An 18,433-nucleotide genomic window follows, 5' to 3' on the forward strand; every position below is an offset into this window, starting at 1 on the left:
GTTCATAATTCGCCCTATTCTGAGCGTTTAATAATAAGCATCGCCTCCCCAAACGAGCTAGTACCATGCTATTTTTAAAAACACCCAAGCGCGACTACTTCAACCCTACTAATACGCATAAACCCTTATTTCGAGAGCGACAACATTCGCCTAAATCTCGCCACCATTTATTGCTCATTCTTATATCATTTTTATGTTTTTTACTGGGTGTAGCGGTAAGCCCTGCAAGTCGTGCAGCGTCTGGAGAGCTAATGATGCAAAGCCAGGATAAAGCATCTACACCAGCCCTTTTGCATTCAACCCACGTTGACCTGCAAGTAAACGGAATGATTGCACATGTCACCTACTCTCAAACGTTTACTAACAATAGTGATGAATGGAAACATGCGCTCTATACCTTCCCTCTAAATGAAAATGCGGCGATAAATAGTATGGAAATGCTTATTGGCGATAGGATAATCCGTGGGCAAATAAAGCCGAAATCACAAGCTAAAGAAGCGTTTGAAGCAGCAAAAAAGGCAGGCAAAAAAGCAAGTTTAACGCAGCAACAGCGCCCTAACTTATTCACCCAGCATCTAGCCAACATTGCTCCACGTGAACAGATCACGGTAACGATAAAGTACATACAGCAGGTTGCGTTTGATAATGGAGAATTTAGCTTTCACCTTCCTACAACCCTTACTCCTCGTTATATCCCGGGCATTCCTACAAGAAATTTAAGCGATACCAATTTGATTGAACATGCTTACCCTCACGACGTTAGAGCAAACAATCACGAAGAAGAAAATCTCAATGACGCGGATAGCGACGAAGCTAAAAGTAAAAGTGAACGAGCCTCGCAAAGCTTAAATCACAACGATAGCCGTGTAACTGGCAGTAACGCATTCATTTCCGGGTGGTCACTACCCACAAATGAAGTTAGTGACGCCGATAAAATAACACCATTTATGTTACCAACGTTGCCCGATAGCAATACGAATCAGCTTTCTTTCAATGCAACTATAAATGCGGGGATGCCTCTTAATTCAATTTACAGCAAAGGCCATAAACTTAACTGGCATTCTATTGAAGACACTAAGCATCTATATCGCGTTCGGCTTGATGACAAACACGTCACCATGAATAAAGATGTGTGGTTGCACTGGCGCCCTCTGAAAAATGCTACCCCGCAGGCTGCCTATTTTTCTGAAAATATAGATTCAGACCACTACGCGCTAGTTATGTTAACACCGCCTCAAGTTATCCCTGACGATCTTCAAGACTTTCCACGTGATGTTACCTTTATCATAGACACATCTGGGTCGATGGGAGGGCGACCAATTGAAGATGCCAAATCCGCTTTAAAGATGGCAATTAAAAAGCTAGACGCAAAAGACAGATTTAACATTGTGGCATTTAACTCTAGCTATACGAAACTGTTCAGCCAGCCCACTAATACTAAGCCGCATAATATAAATACCGCCTTATCTTTTATATCCAGACTGAGCGCCAATGGAGGAACTGAAATGGCCGGCGCGCTGAGCGAGGCACTAACCGCACAACATAAAGAAAACTACATCAAGCAAATTATATTTATTACTGATGGCGCTGTTGGAAATGAAGCAGCCCTATACTCGCTGATTGAACAAGAGCTAGGAAGCGCAAAGCTTTTTACGGTGGGGATTGGAAGTGCACCTAATAGCTATTTTATGACCCGCGCTGCACAATTTGGACGTGGTAGTTACGTTTTTATCGACAGCGCGAGTAACATACAAAAAGAAATGGAGCACTTGTTCAGCAAGCTTGAAAGCCCTGTTCTAAGCAACCTTTCGTTAACGCTGCCTAAAAGTATGCGGTTTAACAAGGGCGTTGAAGTTTACCCCAAACGCCTACCGGACTTGTACGCCGGCGAACCACTGCTAATAAATCTGAAAGCGGCTGATTTTGCAGATGTTGCTAACCACAAAAGTGATAAGGGTAAAAACAATATCTTAGACAATAGTGTAGTTCTCACTGGTAAACTGACCGACAAAAATGGAAATCTTCATAAATGGCAGCGCAGTATCCAGGCGCAATATTTAACATGTGACCACAGAAATGATGCATCGCAAGTTTCACCTGCACGCTTACCTCAACGCAACGGAATAGGCACTGCATGGGCACGCAAAAAAATTGCGGCGTTAATGGATGAAAAAGCCCTTGGCAGAGATGAACAAGACGTTAAAAGCGACATAATTGATGTAGCCATACCACACAAGCTCATTACTGCTTACACCAGCTTTGTTGCTATTGAAGAGGTGGTATCAAGACCTGAATCGGCTAACGTTCAATCGCAGAATATAAAAAACCTGATGCCGCAGGGTACACAAATGCGCGCCGTTAGCTACCCTCAAACCTCTGCCGGGATTAATTTTCATCTCGCTATTGGTGCTCTTTCTCTAGTCTTACTGCTACTGCTTTACTCAGGTGAAACTCACCGCTTTCTTTTAAGGCAATATCGTATTTTTAAAAAAGACGAAAGAGTAACGCATAATGGTTAAGTTTAAAGTACTCATAAGTTTATTACTTATTGCGGCTGCGACTGTTGGGTTTAGTAATGCTGCGTGGATAACGCTAAAAGCAGAGTTAGCCCAGGTGTTAATCAAACAAGCGTGGACAGAAACCTTACAAACGGGGGTTCAAGTTAAACCTTGGCAGTGGGCAGACACTTGGCCTGTAGGACGAATAATACACCCTAACAGCAATACAGATTTGTTCATACTTGAAGGCGCCCAAGGAAATGCGTTGGCTTTTGGCCCAGGAAGACATATTAATGCAGGAGAGCTAGGTAGTGGAAGCAGCGTTATTGGGGGTCATAAAGACACGCATTTCGCCTTTCTTGAGAAAGTAAAAGTTGGCGATGCGCTACAGCTTCAAACGCCTGATGGAATATGGCACCCCTATCGAATCTCGTCTAAGCGTATTGCTGATATCAAAAACCAAACGCTGAATGTTCAGCTAAATCAAAAGAGGCTGTATTTAGTCACTTGCTACCCATTTCATACCATCGCCCAAGACAATCATTTACGGCTGGTGGTTGAACTAAAATTGGGGTCAGAGTAAACGCTCTGCATTTGTTAGTTATAGCTTGGTTAATTATGGCCTGGTTAATTATGTAATTTTTGTAGCTGCGTTTTTCAATTGACGCCGCACATCGGTCTACAGTGCTCTCCACAAACCTAAGTGGGGTCAGTGTCGTTACTCTGACCCCACTTTCTTGATAAGCGCGGCTTTCTCGCTTTCGCTTAAAAACGCTATTGCTAAGGCGTTTTCCTGCGCTTGCTTAATATGAGAAGGAGTAAGGCCTGCTTGCTTGGCCGCTATATCAAACTCGTGATCTAGCTCTATACCTTGAACGGCTGGATCGTCGGTATTGAGGCAGGCTAATATGCCGTGCTCTAAAAAGGTTTTTAACGGGTGTTCTTGTAATGAATTTACCGTATTCGTGAGTATGTTACTGGTTAAACAGCTTTCTATACCAATGCCCTTATCGCGCAAATAGTCCATTAGCTTAATATCATAAATGGCATTAACGCCGTGCCCTATTCGCGTAGCACCTAAATCATCGATAGCTTGCCAAATACTCTGAGAGCCCACCGCCTCGCCCGCGTGCACAGTTATAGCTAACCCTTCTCGCTGCACCTGTTTAAAGTGCTCTACGAACAAGTTTCCAGGAAAGCCTTTTTCATCTCCCGCCAAGTCAATGGCAGTAATGTGCGTTTTGCACGCTAGTATTGCATCTAGTTCTTGCTGACATGCTTTTGCGCCATAGGAGCGAGACAAAATGCCAATCAGGTTAACTTTAACATCGTGCTCTTTCGTTGCACTTTTCACACCGTCTATGACAGCTTCAACCACACCTTGTGTAGGTAGCCCGTGACTTTCAGCCATAAAGTAAGGGCTGAAGCGCAGCTCTGCGTAATCAATCCCTTGTCTTGCCGCATCCTCAACGTTTTCAATAGCCACCCTTCTACAAGCATCAAGATCGCCTAAAACCTTAACGCCCCACGTTAGCTTATTTAAAAACGAGACCAAATCCGGCGCGATTTTCATTACTTGAACGTGCGGACGCAACCCCTCTATCGAGTTAGCGGGCAGATTAATATTAAACTGCTGCCCAAGCTCAAGAATAGTTTGCGGGCGCACATTACCATCTAGGTGGCGGTGTAAATCTAATAACGGAAGTGTGTTGTTTATCATAGCAATACGATTTGGATGAGAGCGTTTCTAATTATAACACTTGCCTCATTAAACCTCGCTTTCTGCCAGAAAATAACTTTTTTTAAAGCGGGACAAAACTGTGCTTTTTTTGAAACGAAATTTGTTTTAAGTTTCACCCCTCGAGTCGACGCAATGCTTGTTGATGCTTTGCGCAGTTTTTCAAAGCCAAATTCTCCCAATTTTTGATTGTGGGTTTTGTACAAAAGCTGTTTTCCACCTAAGACTATTCGGTCATCTCCCCTTACAACGTAAATAGCAGGAGCACAGTTATGTGCGGAAAGTGTATAGAAGGCTGCTATTTAGCAGGCTGGCGTAATGGTGCGTATTCATTCGAACACATGCAAGAAGCCCCCGATTTTATGGGGCTAGATGTGATGGCCTCCCATGGCTTGGTGGAAGTAGTTTGTTCGCTAGGTACGTCAATTGAAGATATAAAAGCGCTCGGCCTAAATTCATCGCCTATGTTGGCGTGGGCAGGGTATGTTTATTCGACAAGTTCGCCCCACGCTTCTGTCGATTTGGACTGCTATGACTGTTACCTAGAAAGCCAAAAAGCGAAACGTTATTCAACAGACAGCGAATGGGTAGAGCTTAATGCTCGCTACCCAATAGTTGCGCTATTTTTGGATAACTTAACGTTGCAGTGCATCGGTAACCATTCGGACGCAGCTCTTCTAAATGAGATAGAATCGTTCCTGCTAGCCATTCATGGTAATGGCTATTACACCTTTAAATTTGTGACGTCGATGTTTGCTGATGAAGATGTGTTCCCAACTGTTGAACTAAGTAAACACGCTAAGCCTTGTTTATTTGTTGAGCACGCACTTGAGATCTTTTTGCTTACCGAACACCTGTTGTACTACCGGCCTTTAAGTTGGCCGCTTCAAGTGGCACTCAGTGTTGATCTAACGTGCGATTTTGACAGCTACCACATGTCATGGCGACGCTATACGGCAAATCGCGTTTTGCAAAATTTGAACATTGACGATTTGCAAACGTTGGGAGGTACATTAGCGCTCAATACTATTCACGCGGTGTGTCAGCGTAATATAGAGAATAAACCGCTGCTTAAAGCACTGTTGAAGGTAGTAAAAGACTGTAAGGGTGATACCCACATTGCACCTAAAAAACTAGCTTCGCAAATCGCTACTCTACTTGCCGTTTAAGTGCTGACGGCTTTTTAAAGCGGTGGGGGCGATACCTTATCAAGGGGCTGGGGCTATGCCTTGATAAGGCTTGCTCGCCTCATTACATTTCTTTTTTAAGGGTTTTCGCTACCGCTAATACCAGTTCTGCCGAAGGGCGAACTTTGTAATCTGGGTTCACATAACTAAACAACACCTTCCCTTTTTTATCTAGCATAAAAATAGCAGGCGCTGGCAACACGCTTTTTCCGCGTTCATCTTTTGTTAAATTAATACCATAGGTTTTATACTTTAAGTCAGTCATGGTATCCACGTAGAACCCCACGCCGAATTCGCGAATGGTGTCTAGTTTATCATCAGATAAAAGTGTAACTAAAAACTCAGTTTCAAGTTTCTGCTTTTGTAAACGCGCAGGTGAGTCAGGCGAAATTGCCAAAATCTGGTATCCCATGTCTATTAAGTCTTTTTCAATATCTTTTAGCTGTGCGAGCTGCTCGTTGCAGTATGGGCACCACCCGCCACGATAAAAAAGTACAATACTGGGCTTTTGCATAGTCAGCGCTTGTAAGCTTACTGGTGAGCCGTCAGCCATTTTAAGCGTTGTTTTAGGCGCAACCTGGCCATTAAGTAATGGCGTCACCGATTTTGCATCTTCAGCAATGGTTCCCCGCTCTAAACCGTGTACATTTGATGTACCTGCAATACAGGCGAACACCATAGCTGCCATAGCGACGAGTCTTTTCATTAATCCCTCTCCAAATTTATATTTTTATTGTGGCTTGTTTACCGTTTTAGTTATTCGCGCTTCGCGCGATGCCTAGGAACATGATCGAGAAGGATTGTTTAAAATTTCATTACGCATGAAAATAAACACGTACTTAGCTGGGTTATAGGCCTCTTAGCTACAGCAGGCAGCACATTTTACTGGTAATATAGCGTCAAAATTTGCTATAGCGTTTGTTCGCATAGCACACAAGGTTTTTCGAAAGCCTTAATAAAAACAAAGCAGGAATACCATGGCTCTTAAAGCGACCATTTTTAAAGCTGACATATCAATAACAGATATGGATCGTAACTACTACAACGATCACAACCTTACCATTGCACGACACCCATCAGAAAATGACGAGCGCATGATGCTGCGAGTTATCGCCTTTATTGTTAATGCTCACGAACGTTTGGAGTTCACCAAAGGGCTGTCTGACGACGAAGTGCCCGACTTGTGGCAGAAGAGCTTTAGCGATGAAATAGAATTGTGGATTGAGTTAGGTCAACCGTCAGAACAGCGCATCAAAAAGGGCTGTAATCAAAGCCAACAGATGATGATTTATTCTTACGCTGACAATAGCTTTGATGCCTGGTGGAAGAAAGAGCAAAACAAGTTACAGACAAGAAAAAACCTATCAGTGTTTACTTTGCCAGAGCCGCTAGCCGCTACGTTAGCTAATGCTGTCCATCGCTCTATGCAGATACAGGTTACCATTCAAGATGGGCAAGTCTGGTTAACCATTGAAGGTGCCGATGTCACCGAAAGCGTTGAAGTATCTATCGAGAAACACCTGTAGTGAAAAAGCTCTCTGCCGTTCAGCTTAAACAACAAGCCCTGGTTTTCAGTATAGCCAATAGCTTGGAAGCACAAGGAATTGAAGAACTTGAAGGTATGCAGCAATGTTGGTTCGACGTTCAATATCATCAATTTCCAGGCTCTTTACTGCTAAGATTTCAATTCGAGAACGAAGAGACGCTGTCACGGGCCGAGCCTGAACTAAAAAAATGGCAGCGACGATTAAGCGCAGCGCTACTTAAAAAAGGTGTAGTTTTGAAAGGCATGCGCCGACATCTTGTGTTCACCACCCAAGGTCCAGAAGACTAACCCGCGTAGTGCATCACAAAACTTCATCTTACGACGCATATATTTTCTATAGATCGCATAAATTTTGTTATAAACCTTTCATTTTTCCACATAAAGTCTACTTACACTTTACTCGTTAAGTAAGCTAGACTGGGTTGGTTGAATATTCAGCTTGCCAAACATTAATATTAAATGGCTAGTAACCCTTAGCCTTATGCTGCATGTTCGAACACCATGTTGACCGGTTATAAAAATAGCCACTATCCCAGTAAAAGGAGCTTCATAATGAAAACTAAAGCAATGGCGTTAGCACTACTACTGTCTTTAATGGGCTGTACAGAGTCTAGCGAAGAAACTAAAAGCGAAGTAAGCAAAGAGATGGAAAAAGCAGGCGAAACTACTTCTGAAGCCTATGAAGAGGCTAAAGAAGGCGCTGCAGATTCTTGGGATGAAACCAAAGATGCAACATCTGATGCCTACGAAGATGGTAAGAAAATGGCTTCTGATGCTTATGAAGATGGCAAAGAGATGGCTTCAGACGCATATGAAGACGGCAAAGATATGGCCTCTGACGCGTATGACGCAACTGCAGAAAAAGCAGGTGAATTTAAAGATGCAGCAGCGAAGAAAGCACATGAAGCTTGCGTGAAAATGAAAGAGCAAATGGGCGGCGACGTTAGCGAGTGCGACGATTAATTTAATCGCGCAATAAAGATAGAGAGCGAGCCTTCGGGTTCGCTTTTTTGTTGGCGTTTAATTTAGCGTTTAATAAAGCTGGCGTTTGTAACTAAGGCTAATTGCACCCCGCTAATATCACAGAATCAGACGTTATTGTTAAGGGGGCAACCCTTAATAACGTGTTAATACCTAAAATGTTATTTCCTTTCGGAAGCACAGCGACCTCCACCGGCCCGACTTCACACGTGTTACCAATCCGAACAGAGTTTAATTGATACTGAGATATCTTGACGATCTTTCCGTTCGCCATTCTTGCGGCCGAAGTTCGGGTGGCAAGCAACTTTTGGTTACGTGTTAAAGCATCGAAGGTAGCTTGATTTAGGGTCAGCAGACTTGAGCCCGTATCCAATAAAAATGAGGCATTCACATTCGATTCCAAGGTTGCCTCTAAATAAAGCGTGCCGCCTTTACTTTGTGAAAGTGGAATACTTTGTTCTATCGCCGACACTGTTGATGTAAAAGCGAACAATAAAGTTGATAGCGCCAGTGACGGCACCTTGAATTTTAACTTCACCGCAAGTGTACCTTGTGCCGGTTCTAAATAGGTATTAGGTGACAGCAAGATAAAGACCAAAGGCTAAGTGATTGATTTAGCCAGCAGTCTTTAAAACCACGCAGTGCCATAGCACCAAAACGGTGCGCCCTCCCATTTTTCCTGCACTATGATTTATCATCTAATTTCTATCGTTGGCCGTTATCACTAGACTCACTCGCAGTTTCGTTGATTGTTAAAAATTCCTATAAGCGACCGGGTGATAGCAAATAACTATCACCAATCGCCATTGTTTAGAACTTTTTTGGTCATACAATAGACTAAAGTAGCAATTCAATAAGAGGACACAACATGAAATTACGCTATGTATTGGGTTCATTAATTACCGCGGTTTTACTTGGCGTTTCTGCAAATGCAGCACAGGCAATGTCTGCATCGAATGATGAAACTGTCGATGTACAAGTTGTTGATTTTTCAGGTAAGCCGCCGTTTAAACGCAAAATCGTAAGCTTGTCGGTCAACGATGTCGCACAACTAGAATCGGTAGGACAAGACGCTATTGAGTATTTAGAAGTGAAAGACGTCATTATGCGCGGCAAGCCCCCATATCGCAGAGTGACGAAAATGATGCCCGTCTACGACGTAGCTCAACTTGAAGTACTCGAAGAGCAAGCTGACACACAGAAACGAGGTAAACGCCCGCCGTTTAAGCGTCACTAATCGTTGCTTGCAAGCGCTAACCGGTTGCACCAAAGCGATTCACTTTTGCCTGAGTGAATCGCTTTTTTATTGTGCATGCGTGTTCACGTGATTTTATTTTTGCTCTGAACTATACCGTTTGTTTTACCCTTTTGTTTTTAAAAATGTGCCAGAAGCGATAAAGTAATAAAAAACAAAAAAGAGATAATAAATGCAGCCTCACGACCATTCACCACTCAATGATTTTATTGAATACCCTAAAGAAGAAATGCTTACTCGGAGCGAAGAATTCTTGAAAACCATGCAGCGTCGCCACAGTATTCGTCACTTTAGCGACCGCCCCGTTGAAAAGGCAATCATAGAAAATTGTATTTTGACTGCTGGTACTGCGCCTAGCGGTGCGAATCATCAGCCTTGGCATTTTGCCGCAATACAGTCGCCCGAAGTAAAACAACAAATACGCGAACAGGCTGAAGCGCATGAACAAGGCTTTTATAACGGCCGAGCTGGGCAACAATGGCTGGATGACCTCAAGCCTTTAGGTACCGATGCAAGTAAACCTTATCTAGAAACAGCACCCTGGCTGATTGCGGTGTTCAGTCAGAAGTTTGGTGAAACGGAAGCTGGAGAAAAAAGCCAAAACTATTATGTACATGAGTCTGTTGGTATTGCTGTGGGTATGCTTATTACCTCACTTCACAACGCGGGTTTAGCAACCTTGACCCATACGCCAAAACCTATGAACTTTTTAACCGATGTTTGTCAGCGACCAGACAACGAGCGCGCTTACATGCTCATTATTGCAGGCTACCCAGCAGATAATGCCACCATTCCTGCTCACGCCAAAAATAAGAAATCGCTTAGCGAGATTGCAAGTTTTCTATAGAACAAGCGCACACATTTGGCTTCTGCGCACTCTTCACCAATAACAGCGTTTAAGAAGCACAGCTTTAGCGAACAATAGATTTGTAAAGCTTTGCTGTGCCGTTCCCCCTTTTTCATCTTATCCATTAGAAAGCAGGTGATAACAAGCCATCTGGGCCGAATACTATTAACGACATAGACATGAGAAATTCAGCACTTATAATGCGCCCTCGTTATTAAGGGTTGCGACCTTTTCACTGCGAATATTGGTCAACCACGTTTAACAGCCCCTTGGAGCTCGTATCCTCATGTCATCGCGTCACGCATTTTCACCGCAGCTTCCCTTTCTGCTGTTAAGTCTATTAACTGGGTTAACTTCGTCATTTGTTACGCCACTTATGAGCTACTTTCTTATTGACGAGATAAACGTTGAGCCCATTTACATCAGCATTTATATGGTTTCCGTAACGTTATCAGGCTTGGCGATTAGCCAATACTTAGGTCACTTAGCTGACAAAGGTTTTAACGCTAATCGTCTTTACGGGTTAACCATGGTTTGTGTAGGCATTGCCATGGTCGCGTTTATCTTCAGCGAACAATTTTGGCACGTGTTTCTAGCAGGCGTTCTGTTTATGTCGGTAGGTGCCGGGGCTGTATCTCAGATGTTAACTGTTTCGGGGCTATGGGCAAAAAACCAAGACCTCGATTTAGCCGCATTTAACTCAAAAGTGCGTGCTGCGATATCTCTTGCTTGGGTGGTAGGCCCGCCACTGGCATTTACCTTGGTTGCCAACTTTGGTTTCGCCGCATCTTTTTCAGTGGCTATCGTTTGCGTAATTGTTGCCACGCTATTTGTTGTTAACGTAGTACCGCCCCAAAAAGCCAATCAACAGTCACTTAACACAAGCCTTAAAGGCTCACTGTCGCTGCCTTTTTGGCTGGTTGGTTTGGCCATACTTGCCGGAATGGCAGGTAACGTTATGTACTTATCTTCTATGCCTTTGTACGTTATGAATGAGCTAGGCTTAGCGGAAAATTTACCTGGCCTGATGATGGGCGTGGTAGCCGCGCTTGAAATACCTACTATGCTGCTAGCGGCAAAGTTAGCGCGACGCTTTCCCCCTGCTGGCATTATGGCGGTAGCATTTATTTTTGGCTGTTGCTTTTACGTTGGCGTGTATTTCTCTCAATCAAGTTGGGAGCTCTTAACACTTCAAATATTAAATGCCCTATTTTACGGATTATATGCTGGTATTGGATTGACCTTGCTGCAACAACAAGCGCCCGACTTAACCGGGTTTACATCAGCGTTTTATTCAAATGCTACCCGCGTGGGCATGATGTTAGGTACTATCGGTGCGGGTACAGTGGCCCAATTTTTTAGCTTCAGAGATGCCACTATCGGGTCGTTATGTATTGCTATATTTGGCTTAAGCGTGATGCTGGTATTCATGTTTGTAAAGCGAGAAACACGCTAACCTTTACTTGAATAAGGCTAATTGTTCGCGCTACGTCAGGCTTATCCCAGCGACGCTCTTCGTCGCTTTTTTTTTGAAATTCTTCCCGCTTCCACACAATTGACAATTGTTACAATTAAGCTGACCTTTGTTATAACGAAGTTGAGCTTCGAGTTAAACCAAAACAGCGAAAATTGTGTGGCTTTGCTTATTCATGCCTTTAATCAATCACTATTTAGTCTGACATTGACCACACAAATAGAGGCGTCGCCCGTTATACGCCTGTCGCTTTATTGGCGTGGCGCAGACTCTACAAGGTTGCTCTTCCCTGTCGAAAACCATAAACCGCGTGCCTTCAAAGTTAATGCCTTTTGCTTCGAGCACTTCGCGCAGTTCTGTGTACACGGTATAACCACCAGTTTCATAGCTGCGTTTGCATATGGCTAAGGTGTGATGTGATAAGCTGCGCAACTGCTCATCATCTAACTGAGAAGGTTTGAGTGAAGGATGAACACCTGCTGCAAATAGTATTTCGCTGCGAAGGTAATTCCCTAACCCTGCCATGAAGCGCTGATCTAAATATAAGCCACTGAGTGCTCGATTATAGAACGCTTTTGAACGTAGTCGTTCTAACACCAATTCTTCTGTTACCGAATGGTTGAGTACATCAGGCCCCACACGCTGCAAAAAAGGGTGCTCGTGAATGGTTTGTTTTGGCCAAATACTAATGTCGGACGCACTGTACAAAATAGCACTATGTGTTTCAGTATGAAGCCCTACTCTTAACTGACGTTTAGTGTCAGACATTTTATTGCGTTTGCAGGTATGCCACACACCATAAAGCTGATTGTGTGAATACATAGAAAGCCCATTGCTAAAATGGGTGATTAACGCCTTGCCACGGGTTTCCATACGCAAGACTTTTTCGCTTTCCAGCTGCTTAGCATAGGGTTTAAGCTGCGCTAACCCAAACTCTACTTTTTCTAAATGAGCATCTTTTATTACCGCTTCGACTTTGTCCGCAGCGCGACGAATTTCAGGACCTTCAGGCATGTTGTCTCAAATACCTTTTATCTGGGTTACTTTTAGCTCATATCACCTTAAGCGTATTTCCCGCTTACTGTTGGCTGAATGATAATGAATACAAAAAGGGTCTGTTGTTCTTTAATGTACTTTAAACCTTAGTTTGTACATCGAAGATCAACAGACCCTTTTTCTGATTTAACTAAAACTCAGATTGCCTTATTCGAACATTCTGCTGATTAGTCCTTGCTTGGCACGATCAGATACTTAGTGCCTGTCTTTTTCGCATTGTACAAAGCCACATTCTCTGGCTGTAGTGCTTCTTCCAGGCTTAATTCTTTGCTGTACGATGAAGCAAAGGTAGTGTTAATCTCCGTAGCTACTTTTTGATATAGCTCGCCCACGCGTTTCTTATCAAGCTTGCCTAAGAAGCGCATTAATAACCAGCCTCCAATACTCCAGGTCATACCGTAAGCGCGATTTAGAATGGTCGGCGAGAAATCTAAGCCGCCGTAAATATACACTTGTTTATTGCTATCAGAGCCATAGGTGTTGAAGCCTTTTGCATCTTTACTGCCCGACGCTTCCATCATAGTAAGGATATCGCTAACTAGCTCACCGCCGCCAATGGCGTCGAACGCAAGCGTGGCGCCAGTGCTGTCGATGGCTTTGTAAAGTTCAGCTTTAAAATTCTCGCTGCTGGAATCAAGCACAATTTTCGCGCCAATACCTTTAAGTAGGTCTACCTGCTCTTGGCTACGAACAATATTCACGAGCTCTACGCCTTGCTCTAAACAAATTTTGTTTAGCATTTGCCCAAGATTAGACGCCGCGGCGGTGTGAACTAGGGCTTTGTGCCCCTCCATACGCATGGTTTCAACCATACCAAGTGCAGTAAGCGGGTTAACAAATGAAGACGCTGCTTGTTGCGGCGTAGTGCTATCCATATGAGGTAAACATGCCTGCATAGGTACACACGCATATTCGGTGTACGCTGCGCCGGTAAGAATAGATACGGTTTTACCCATCAAAGCCTGCGCTTCAGGGCTGTCGCCTGCCGCAACTACAGTACCTGCGCCTTCATTCCCTATAGGTAAAGTTTGGTCAAGACGAGACTTAATACGGCTTAGCAAAGGCTTGTGTACCGGTGCAACCAATGCATTTTTATCCGCATCGAAGGTCGCTTTATCAAGACTTGCGGGGCCAAACATAGGCCACATATCTGAAGGATTTATCGGAGAGGCTTCCATGCGCACAATCACTTCATGTGCCTTCGGCTCTGGAACATCAACTTCTTTTAGCGATACCTGAAGCTCACCTTCTGACGTAATTAGCGTAAATAGTTGTTTAGATTTATTCATATTGACTCTTGTGCCCTAAAAATTAAACGCTGTATGTGCTGCTACGCTAACACGCCACCACTATCAGCAATATTTATATTTCTAATAGATATGCGTTTCGACCACTTATACAGCAAAAAAATGGGGTCAGAGTACTTTTTTTGCGAAAACTTCCGCGTGCCACCCCGTCATCTGCATCAAGTAATACTGCTACTTTCCCATCACACAGTGCGACATGGCATTAACCGATAAAGTACTCTGACCCCATTACTTGGGTTACACTGTTATGCCTCTATCAACTTGCTATGATGAATTGAGAAATGAAGAAGTTTTGTGCATACCTATTACTTGGGCTTACTGGAATAAGCAATGTGGCGTTTGGTAAAGCTGCACCTTTGGTCTCAATTCCTACCCACGACGCGTTTTTTAATTCAATAAAAGCGCACTGCGGAAAAGCGTTTCAAGGGAAAGTGAGTAAGGATAATGTTGGTAATACCTTCGGTGATGCAGAACTTGTTATGCAAGTACGAAAGTGCACAGACTCAGAAATTCAAATTCCTTTTCACGTGGGTGACGACGCGTCCCGCACCTGGATATTAACAAAGACTGGCGCTGGCCTTATGTTAAAACACGACCACAGAAATAAAGACGGCAGTTTCCACTCTTCAACCATGTACGGCGGGCACACTGTAGATGAAGGATACGCCCAAGTTCAGTCATTCCTCGCAGACGCCTATTCAAAAGCATTATTTATAGAATCTGGGATAGCAGCATCCACTGATAACGTGTGGCAAATGATGATTTACCCTAACCGCTTTAGCTATCGACTAATTCGCCCTGCCCGCGAAGTACAGGTAGATTTTGATCTCGAAAATCCCATAGCAACGCCAAGCGCCCCTTGGGGATATGAATAATGGGGTCAGAGTACATTTTCTAGTTTGGGAGAGTTAACTAAGCCATTTATTTCAACCTTCCTGCTTGCCCGTTAGACCAGTTTTGGTAGGTACAGGGTTGTAGCCTTTACTCAATTCACTCATTTTAGTAGAGAGAATATAGAAAGGGGTTTGGTGAAAATATGGCAAGGAAACCTCGTTTGGCTCCCGCAGGCTATCCTCAACACGTCATCCAAAGAGGTAACAATCGCTCAATATGCTTTAAGTGTGAAAACGACTACATCGCTTATATAAACTGGCTTAAAAAGTTCTCTACAAAATTTGATGTAAGCATACATGCTTGGGTATTGATGTCCAATCATGTTCATTTACTTTGCACACCCAAACTTGATAACCTTGGTGTAAGCAAGATGATGCAAGCGCTTGGTCGCATGTATGTGAGGTACTTTAACCACAAGTATGAGCGCTCTGGAACATTGTGGGAAGGTAGGTTTCATTCCAGCCTGGTCTCTAACGACGAATATCTTCTCACAGTTTACAGATATATCGAGCTGAACCCTGTAAGAGCAAACATGGTCGAAAAACCGGTTGAATATAAATGGTCTAGCTACAGAATAAATGCGTTAGGCACATTTTCATCACTGCACAGTCCTCATCCTGTATACCTAAATTTAGGAGCTTCAGAACACCAGCGTCTTGTGGCTTACCGAGCTCGGTTCGATGATGAACTGCCTCAAACTGTCATTGATAAAATTCAAAATGGTACTCGAAGAGGACTAGTGCTGGGAAGCGATACATTTAAACAGCAAATTGAAAGCCTAACTGGGCACCGCTTAAAGTACGAAGCTTTAGGTAGACCACCGCATACCAGTCAGCAGCTGACTGCTGAGCACTCGGAAATAACTTAATGTACTCTGATCCCATTTTTTATATCGTAACTTGGAAGCTTATTAATGTACTCTGACCCCAATATTTTACAGCAGCTTTTTGGTTTTTCAGCGTTTCGCGAGGGGCAAAAAGAGGCGGTGGACTCTCTACTTAGTGGGCATTCAACGTTGGCTATTTTTCCGACTGGTTCGGGTAAATCACTATGTTACCAGTACGTAGCTACGCAATTGCCACATTTAACTCTGGTTGTATCTCCGCTATTAGCGCTGATGAAAGATCAACTAGAGTTTTTACATAGCAAAGGCATTGCGGCGGCAAGTATTGACTCCACGTTAACTCTTGAACAAAACAAGCAAGTGATGAACGATGTGCGTTCAGGGCAATGTAAAGTATTGATGGTATCGGTGGAGCGATTTAAGAACGAGCGCTTTAGGCAGTTCATTGAGTCTGTTCGAGTAAGTATGCTAGTGATTGATGAAGCGCACTGTATTTCTGAATGGGGCCATAACTTTCGCCCTGATTACCTAAAACTTCCAGCCTACCAAAAAGAGTTAAATATCCCACTGGTATTGCTACTTACTGCAACGGCCACTAAGAAAGTAAAGGAAGATATGTCGGCGCGATTTGATATTGCGCCTAATAATATTATTCAAACAGGGTTTTATCGACCTAACTTAAATTTATATGTTCGTCCTGTGCTCGAGCCAAACAAAAACCGAGCTTTAATTGAAGAAATTCAAAAGCAACAAGGTGCAGGGATTGTTTACGTCACATTGCAAAATAGTGCAGAGGAGGTTGCCCTTTTCTTACAGCAGCAAGGTTTTGCAGCTAAAGCCTACCATGCTGGCCTCGACAATGAAGTAAGGCAAAATATCCAGCAAGCTTTCATGAGCAATAAACTTCAAGTTGTTGTGGCTACCATTGCCTTTGGCATGGGCATAGATAAGTCGGATATACGCTTTGTTATTCATTACGACCTGCCGAAATCTATTGAAAATTACAGCCAAGAAATTGGCAGAGGCGGACGGGATGGCGAAGCAGCAAACTGTACCGTACTCGCGAACCTCGACGGATTAGTAACGATAGAAAACTTTGTGTATGGCGACACACCGGATAAAAGCGCTATAGAACGCGTAATTGACGACATTAAGTCGCAATCCCCTGCAATGGAAAAAAGAGTAACGCGAGATGGAGCGAAACAAGATAAAGCCAAACAATATGCAGCTAACCAAACTAACTCATCAGTTAGTATTGATAATAATGTTTACCAATGGGAAACACAGATAAATAATTTGTCGAGTGCGAGTAATATTCGTCAGCTTCCGCTTAAAACTCTGTTAGTACAGCTTGAACTGGCTAACGTTATTCGTCCTTTGTATGCCTATTTTGCAGAATACAAATTCCGCTTTATTTCAGATAAAGCCACTATATTAAACTTGTTTTCAGAAGAGCGAGCGCGTTTTCTAGATGCTGTATTTACGCATTCAAACATGAAAAAAGTATGGGGCGTTGTCGATTTTGAAAGTATTTATCAGCACTACGGCGCTGAACGTTCAAGAGTGGTTACTGCGTTAGAGTATTTACACGAACACAACTATATAGAGCTCGCATCGCGTTTAATCACAGACGTATACCGGGTTAATAATGGATTGCTGCAAGATGGCGATTTGGTCAATAAACTAGCAAACTACTTCGCAGAAAACGAGCAAAAAGAAGTCGAACGCATCGCCGCGCTAGTAAGCTTTTTCGAACAAAACACCTGTTTGAGTCATAACTTATCAGCGTATTTTGATGATACTCAAGCACCAAAGGCGTGTGGACATTGCAGTGTATGCAAAGGCGATGTGGCAAAGCTTAGCTATTCATCACCAATATCAACACCAGATAATCAGCAAGTATCAGAAGCTATGACAGCGCTAAAAGCGCATTTAAATGGTAAGTTTGAAGGCCCAATTACACCTTCCATTTTTTGCAGGTTCCTAACCGGCATGACCATGCCTTTGTTTAGTCGCTTGAAAATAAGACAAGTTAAAGGGTTCGGCAGCTTTGAACACTGCCGATATGCAGACGTTTTAAAAGAAGTGAACGCTGTCTTGTGCCGATGACAGGCTTTTTCTGGCGATTGACTGGCTGACGACGAGCCAATGCTAAATTGGTGCCGTGCCCTTTTACTAAAAAGGGCAGTTCCTTCTAACTATCTGGTGCTTGAATGTGCGCTACTTGTCGCAGATTTAACCCGTTATTTTATAAAGCAAACGCCTCATTACGCCATATTATCAATCTGCTTTAAAATACTGCCGAAAGCACGGCTTCCAACATTTTGTATCTGTTTGTCGAAGTAAAGGCTTCCTAAGAGGAAAATGGTAATGTGCCCTTTCGAGCGCCAGGTAACATGCGTTTTTCCATTTTCATCTTTAAGCGTTATTTCACCTAACTGGTGGTCGTATGGCAAGGGCTTAGACTTTACCACTTTATAGCCCAGTTTATACGGCGGGTCGTAGGCCACTATCTCTTCGTGCAGATTCGAGCCCCCAGAAATTATCTCGCGAACAGCCCCTAGCCCATTTGTTTCATGCTTACCTTTAACCAACAAATTAGACTGCTCGATAGCTTTGAACTGCGCGTAGTTAGCATGGTCACTTAATATGGAAAAAACCTCATCGATAGGTTTATTTATGGTTCGCGCTACATGAATTGAAAACACGCTTTATTCCTTTTTTGTACATTTTTATTAGCGATATTTTTCGATAATAGTCTAAACACAATCAAACGTTTACTTAATATAACTTATTGTTAGTGGGC

The 18,433-nt window shown here is 43.3% G+C and carries 18 protein-coding genes; 12 read left to right on the forward strand and 6 right to left on the reverse strand.

What is annotated here, in order from left to right:
- Positions 1–65: 65 nt before the first annotated feature.
- Both KL866_RS03075 and KL866_RS03080 read left to right on the forward strand, forming a co-directional pair.
- Entirely contained in the window at positions 66–2,519 is a 2,454-nt protein-coding gene (locus tag KL866_RS03075; RefSeq protein ID WP_214993285.1) for a marine proteobacterial sortase target protein, read from the forward strand.
- Complete coding sequence (locus KL866_RS03080; RefSeq protein WP_214993290.1) at positions 2,512–3,081, forward strand: class GN sortase; 570 nt, start codon at positions 2,512–2,514, stop codon at positions 3,079–3,081. Before KL866_RS03075 ends, KL866_RS03080 begins: the two co-directional genes overlap by 8 nt.
- A 135-nt stretch (positions 3,082–3,216) precedes the next feature.
- Here KL866_RS03080 and add read toward each other — a convergent pair whose 3' ends face one another.
- Positions 3,217–4,218 (reverse strand): adenosine deaminase, encoded by a 1,002-nt coding sequence (gene add, locus KL866_RS03085; protein ID WP_214993291.1) that lies wholly within the window; start codon positions 4,216–4,218, stop codon positions 3,217–3,219.
- A 290-nt stretch (positions 4,219–4,508) separates the two neighbouring features.
- On the opposite strand from add, the gene KL866_RS03090 reads away from it, so the two are divergent.
- Positions 4,509–5,405 carry a hypothetical protein gene (locus KL866_RS03090; RefSeq protein ID WP_214993293.1) on the forward strand — a complete coding sequence of 299 codons (897 nt, stop codon included), beginning with the start codon at positions 4,509–4,511 and terminating at the stop codon, positions 5,403–5,405.
- Between the two features lie 82 nt (positions 5,406–5,487).
- Here the strand turns inward: KL866_RS03090 and KL866_RS03095 are convergent, their stop codons facing one another.
- Positions 5,488–6,129 carry a peroxiredoxin-like family protein gene (locus KL866_RS03095; protein WP_214993295.1) on the reverse strand — a complete coding sequence of 214 codons (642 nt, stop codon included), beginning with the start codon at positions 6,127–6,129 and terminating at the stop codon, positions 5,488–5,490.
- A 271-nt stretch (positions 6,130–6,400) separates the two neighbouring features.
- On the opposite strand from KL866_RS03095, the gene KL866_RS03100 reads away from it, so the two are divergent.
- The 3 genes from KL866_RS03100 (at position 6,401) to KL866_RS03110 (ending at position 7,932) form a co-directional block, all read left to right on the forward strand.
- Positions 6,401–6,949, forward strand: a complete 549-nt coding sequence (locus KL866_RS03100; RefSeq protein ID WP_025256070.1) for a YaeQ family protein — start codon at positions 6,401–6,403, stop codon at positions 6,947–6,949.
- Entirely contained in the window at positions 6,949–7,257 is a 309-nt protein-coding gene (locus KL866_RS03105; protein WP_214993297.1) for a hypothetical protein, read from the forward strand. The genes KL866_RS03100 and KL866_RS03105 overlap by 1 nt, the downstream gene beginning before the upstream one ends.
- 264 nt (positions 7,258–7,521) lie before the next feature.
- Positions 7,522–7,932: a hypothetical protein gene (locus KL866_RS03110; RefSeq protein WP_214993298.1), complete on the forward strand. Its 411-nt coding sequence runs from the start codon at positions 7,522–7,524 to the stop codon at positions 7,930–7,932.
- 97 nt (positions 7,933–8,029) lie between these two features.
- Here the strand turns inward: KL866_RS03110 and KL866_RS03115 are convergent, their stop codons facing one another.
- On the reverse strand, positions 8,030–8,488 hold the full coding sequence (locus KL866_RS03115; protein WP_214993300.1) for a retropepsin-like aspartic protease: 459 nt from the start codon (positions 8,486–8,488) through the stop codon (positions 8,030–8,032).
- Between the two features lie 330 nt (positions 8,489–8,818).
- Here KL866_RS03115 and KL866_RS03120 point away from each other — a divergent pair, with 330 nt between their 5' ends.
- The 3 genes from KL866_RS03120 (at position 8,819) to KL866_RS03130 (ending at position 11,508) form a co-directional block, all read left to right on the forward strand.
- Positions 8,819–9,187 (forward strand): hypothetical protein, encoded by a 369-nt coding sequence (locus KL866_RS03120; protein WP_214993301.1) that lies wholly within the window; start codon positions 8,819–8,821, stop codon positions 9,185–9,187.
- Positions 9,188–9,377: 190 nt separating this feature from the next.
- Positions 9,378–10,052: a nitroreductase family protein gene (locus KL866_RS03125; protein WP_025256075.1), complete on the forward strand. Its 675-nt coding sequence runs from the start codon at positions 9,378–9,380 to the stop codon at positions 10,050–10,052.
- Between the two features lie 286 nt (positions 10,053–10,338).
- The gene (locus KL866_RS03130; protein WP_214993303.1) at positions 10,339–11,508 is read left to right on the forward strand and encodes a sugar efflux transporter; all 1,170 of its coding nucleotides are present in this window, start codon (positions 10,339–10,341) and stop codon (positions 11,506–11,508) included.
- Between the two features lie 210 nt (positions 11,509–11,718).
- On the opposite strand, the gene nei is transcribed toward KL866_RS03130, so the two are convergent.
- Together nei and KL866_RS03140 are read right to left on the reverse strand one after the other, a co-directional pair.
- A complete protein-coding gene (gene nei, locus KL866_RS03135) occupies positions 11,719–12,540 on the reverse strand; it encodes an endonuclease VIII (protein WP_214993305.1) in 822 nt (273 codons plus the stop codon).
- Positions 12,541–12,749: 209 nt separating this feature from the next.
- Positions 12,750–13,871, reverse strand: a complete 1,122-nt coding sequence (locus KL866_RS03140) for a zinc-binding dehydrogenase (RefSeq protein ID WP_214993307.1) — start codon at positions 13,869–13,871, stop codon at positions 12,750–12,752.
- 299 nt (positions 13,872–14,170) lie between these two features.
- Here KL866_RS03140 and KL866_RS03145 point away from each other — a divergent pair, with 299 nt between their 5' ends.
- From KL866_RS03145 to KL866_RS03155, 3 genes are all read left to right on the forward strand, one after another.
- Positions 14,171–14,764 (forward strand): hypothetical protein, encoded by a 594-nt coding sequence (locus KL866_RS03145; protein ID WP_214993308.1) that lies wholly within the window; start codon positions 14,171–14,173, stop codon positions 14,762–14,764.
- 161 nt (positions 14,765–14,925) lie between these two features.
- The gene (locus tag KL866_RS03150; protein ID WP_025256080.1) at positions 14,926–15,651 is read left to right on the forward strand and encodes a transposase; all 726 of its coding nucleotides are present in this window, start codon (positions 14,926–14,928) and stop codon (positions 15,649–15,651) included.
- Between the two features lie 45 nt (positions 15,652–15,696).
- The gene (locus KL866_RS03155; protein WP_214993310.1) at positions 15,697–17,736 is read left to right on the forward strand and encodes an ATP-dependent DNA helicase RecQ; all 2,040 of its coding nucleotides are present in this window, start codon (positions 15,697–15,699) and stop codon (positions 17,734–17,736) included.
- Positions 17,737–17,894: 158 nt separating this feature from the next.
- Here KL866_RS03155 and KL866_RS03160 read toward each other — a convergent pair whose 3' ends face one another.
- Positions 17,895–18,335 carry an SRPBCC family protein gene (locus KL866_RS03160; protein ID WP_025256082.1) on the reverse strand — a complete coding sequence of 147 codons (441 nt, stop codon included), beginning with the start codon at positions 18,333–18,335 and terminating at the stop codon, positions 17,895–17,897.
- Positions 18,336–18,433 lie beyond the last annotated feature (98 nt).

This window comes from Alteromonas sp. ALT199 (assembly GCF_018619335.1).
Lineage (GTDB): Bacteria > Pseudomonadota > Gammaproteobacteria > Enterobacterales > Alteromonadaceae > Alteromonas.

Coding starts and splice junctions, on each gene's coding strand:
- KL866_RS03125 (WP_025256075.1), top strand. CDS start 9,378: ATGCAGCCTCACGACCATTCACCACTCAATGATTTTATTGAATACCCT.
- nei (WP_214993305.1), bottom strand. CDS start 12,540: ATGCCTGAAGGTCCTGAAATTCGTCGCGCTGCGGACAAAGTCGAAGCG.
- KL866_RS03080 (WP_214993290.1), top strand. CDS start 2,512: ATGGTTAAGTTTAAAGTACTCATAAGTTTATTACTTATTGCGGCTGCG.
- KL866_RS03130 (WP_214993303.1), top strand. CDS start 10,339: ATGTCATCGCGTCACGCATTTTCACCGCAGCTTCCCTTTCTGCTGTTA.
- KL866_RS03100 (WP_025256070.1), top strand. CDS start 6,401: ATGGCTCTTAAAGCGACCATTTTTAAAGCTGACATATCAATAACAGAT.
- KL866_RS03155 (WP_214993310.1), top strand. CDS start 15,697: ATGTACTCTGACCCCAATATTTTACAGCAGCTTTTTGGTTTTTCAGCG.
- KL866_RS03095 (WP_214993295.1), bottom strand. CDS start 6,129: ATGAAAAGACTCGTCGCTATGGCAGCTATGGTGTTCGCCTGTATTGCA.
- KL866_RS03140 (WP_214993307.1), bottom strand. CDS start 13,871: ATGAATAAATCTAAACAACTATTTACGCTAATTACGTCAGAAGGTGAG.
- KL866_RS03145 (WP_214993308.1), top strand. CDS start 14,171: ATGAAGAAGTTTTGTGCATACCTATTACTTGGGCTTACTGGAATAAGC.
- KL866_RS03090 (WP_214993293.1), top strand. CDS start 4,509: ATGTGCGGAAAGTGTATAGAAGGCTGCTATTTAGCAGGCTGGCGTAAT.
- KL866_RS03120 (WP_214993301.1), top strand. CDS start 8,819: ATGAAATTACGCTATGTATTGGGTTCATTAATTACCGCGGTTTTACTT.
- KL866_RS03150 (WP_025256080.1), top strand. CDS start 14,926: ATGGCAAGGAAACCTCGTTTGGCTCCCGCAGGCTATCCTCAACACGTC.
- KL866_RS03110 (WP_214993298.1), top strand. CDS start 7,522: ATGAAAACTAAAGCAATGGCGTTAGCACTACTACTGTCTTTAATGGGC.
- KL866_RS03075 (WP_214993285.1), top strand. CDS start 66: ATGCTATTTTTAAAAACACCCAAGCGCGACTACTTCAACCCTACTAAT.
- add (WP_214993291.1), bottom strand. CDS start 4,218: ATGATAAACAACACACTTCCGTTATTAGATTTACACCGCCACCTAGAT.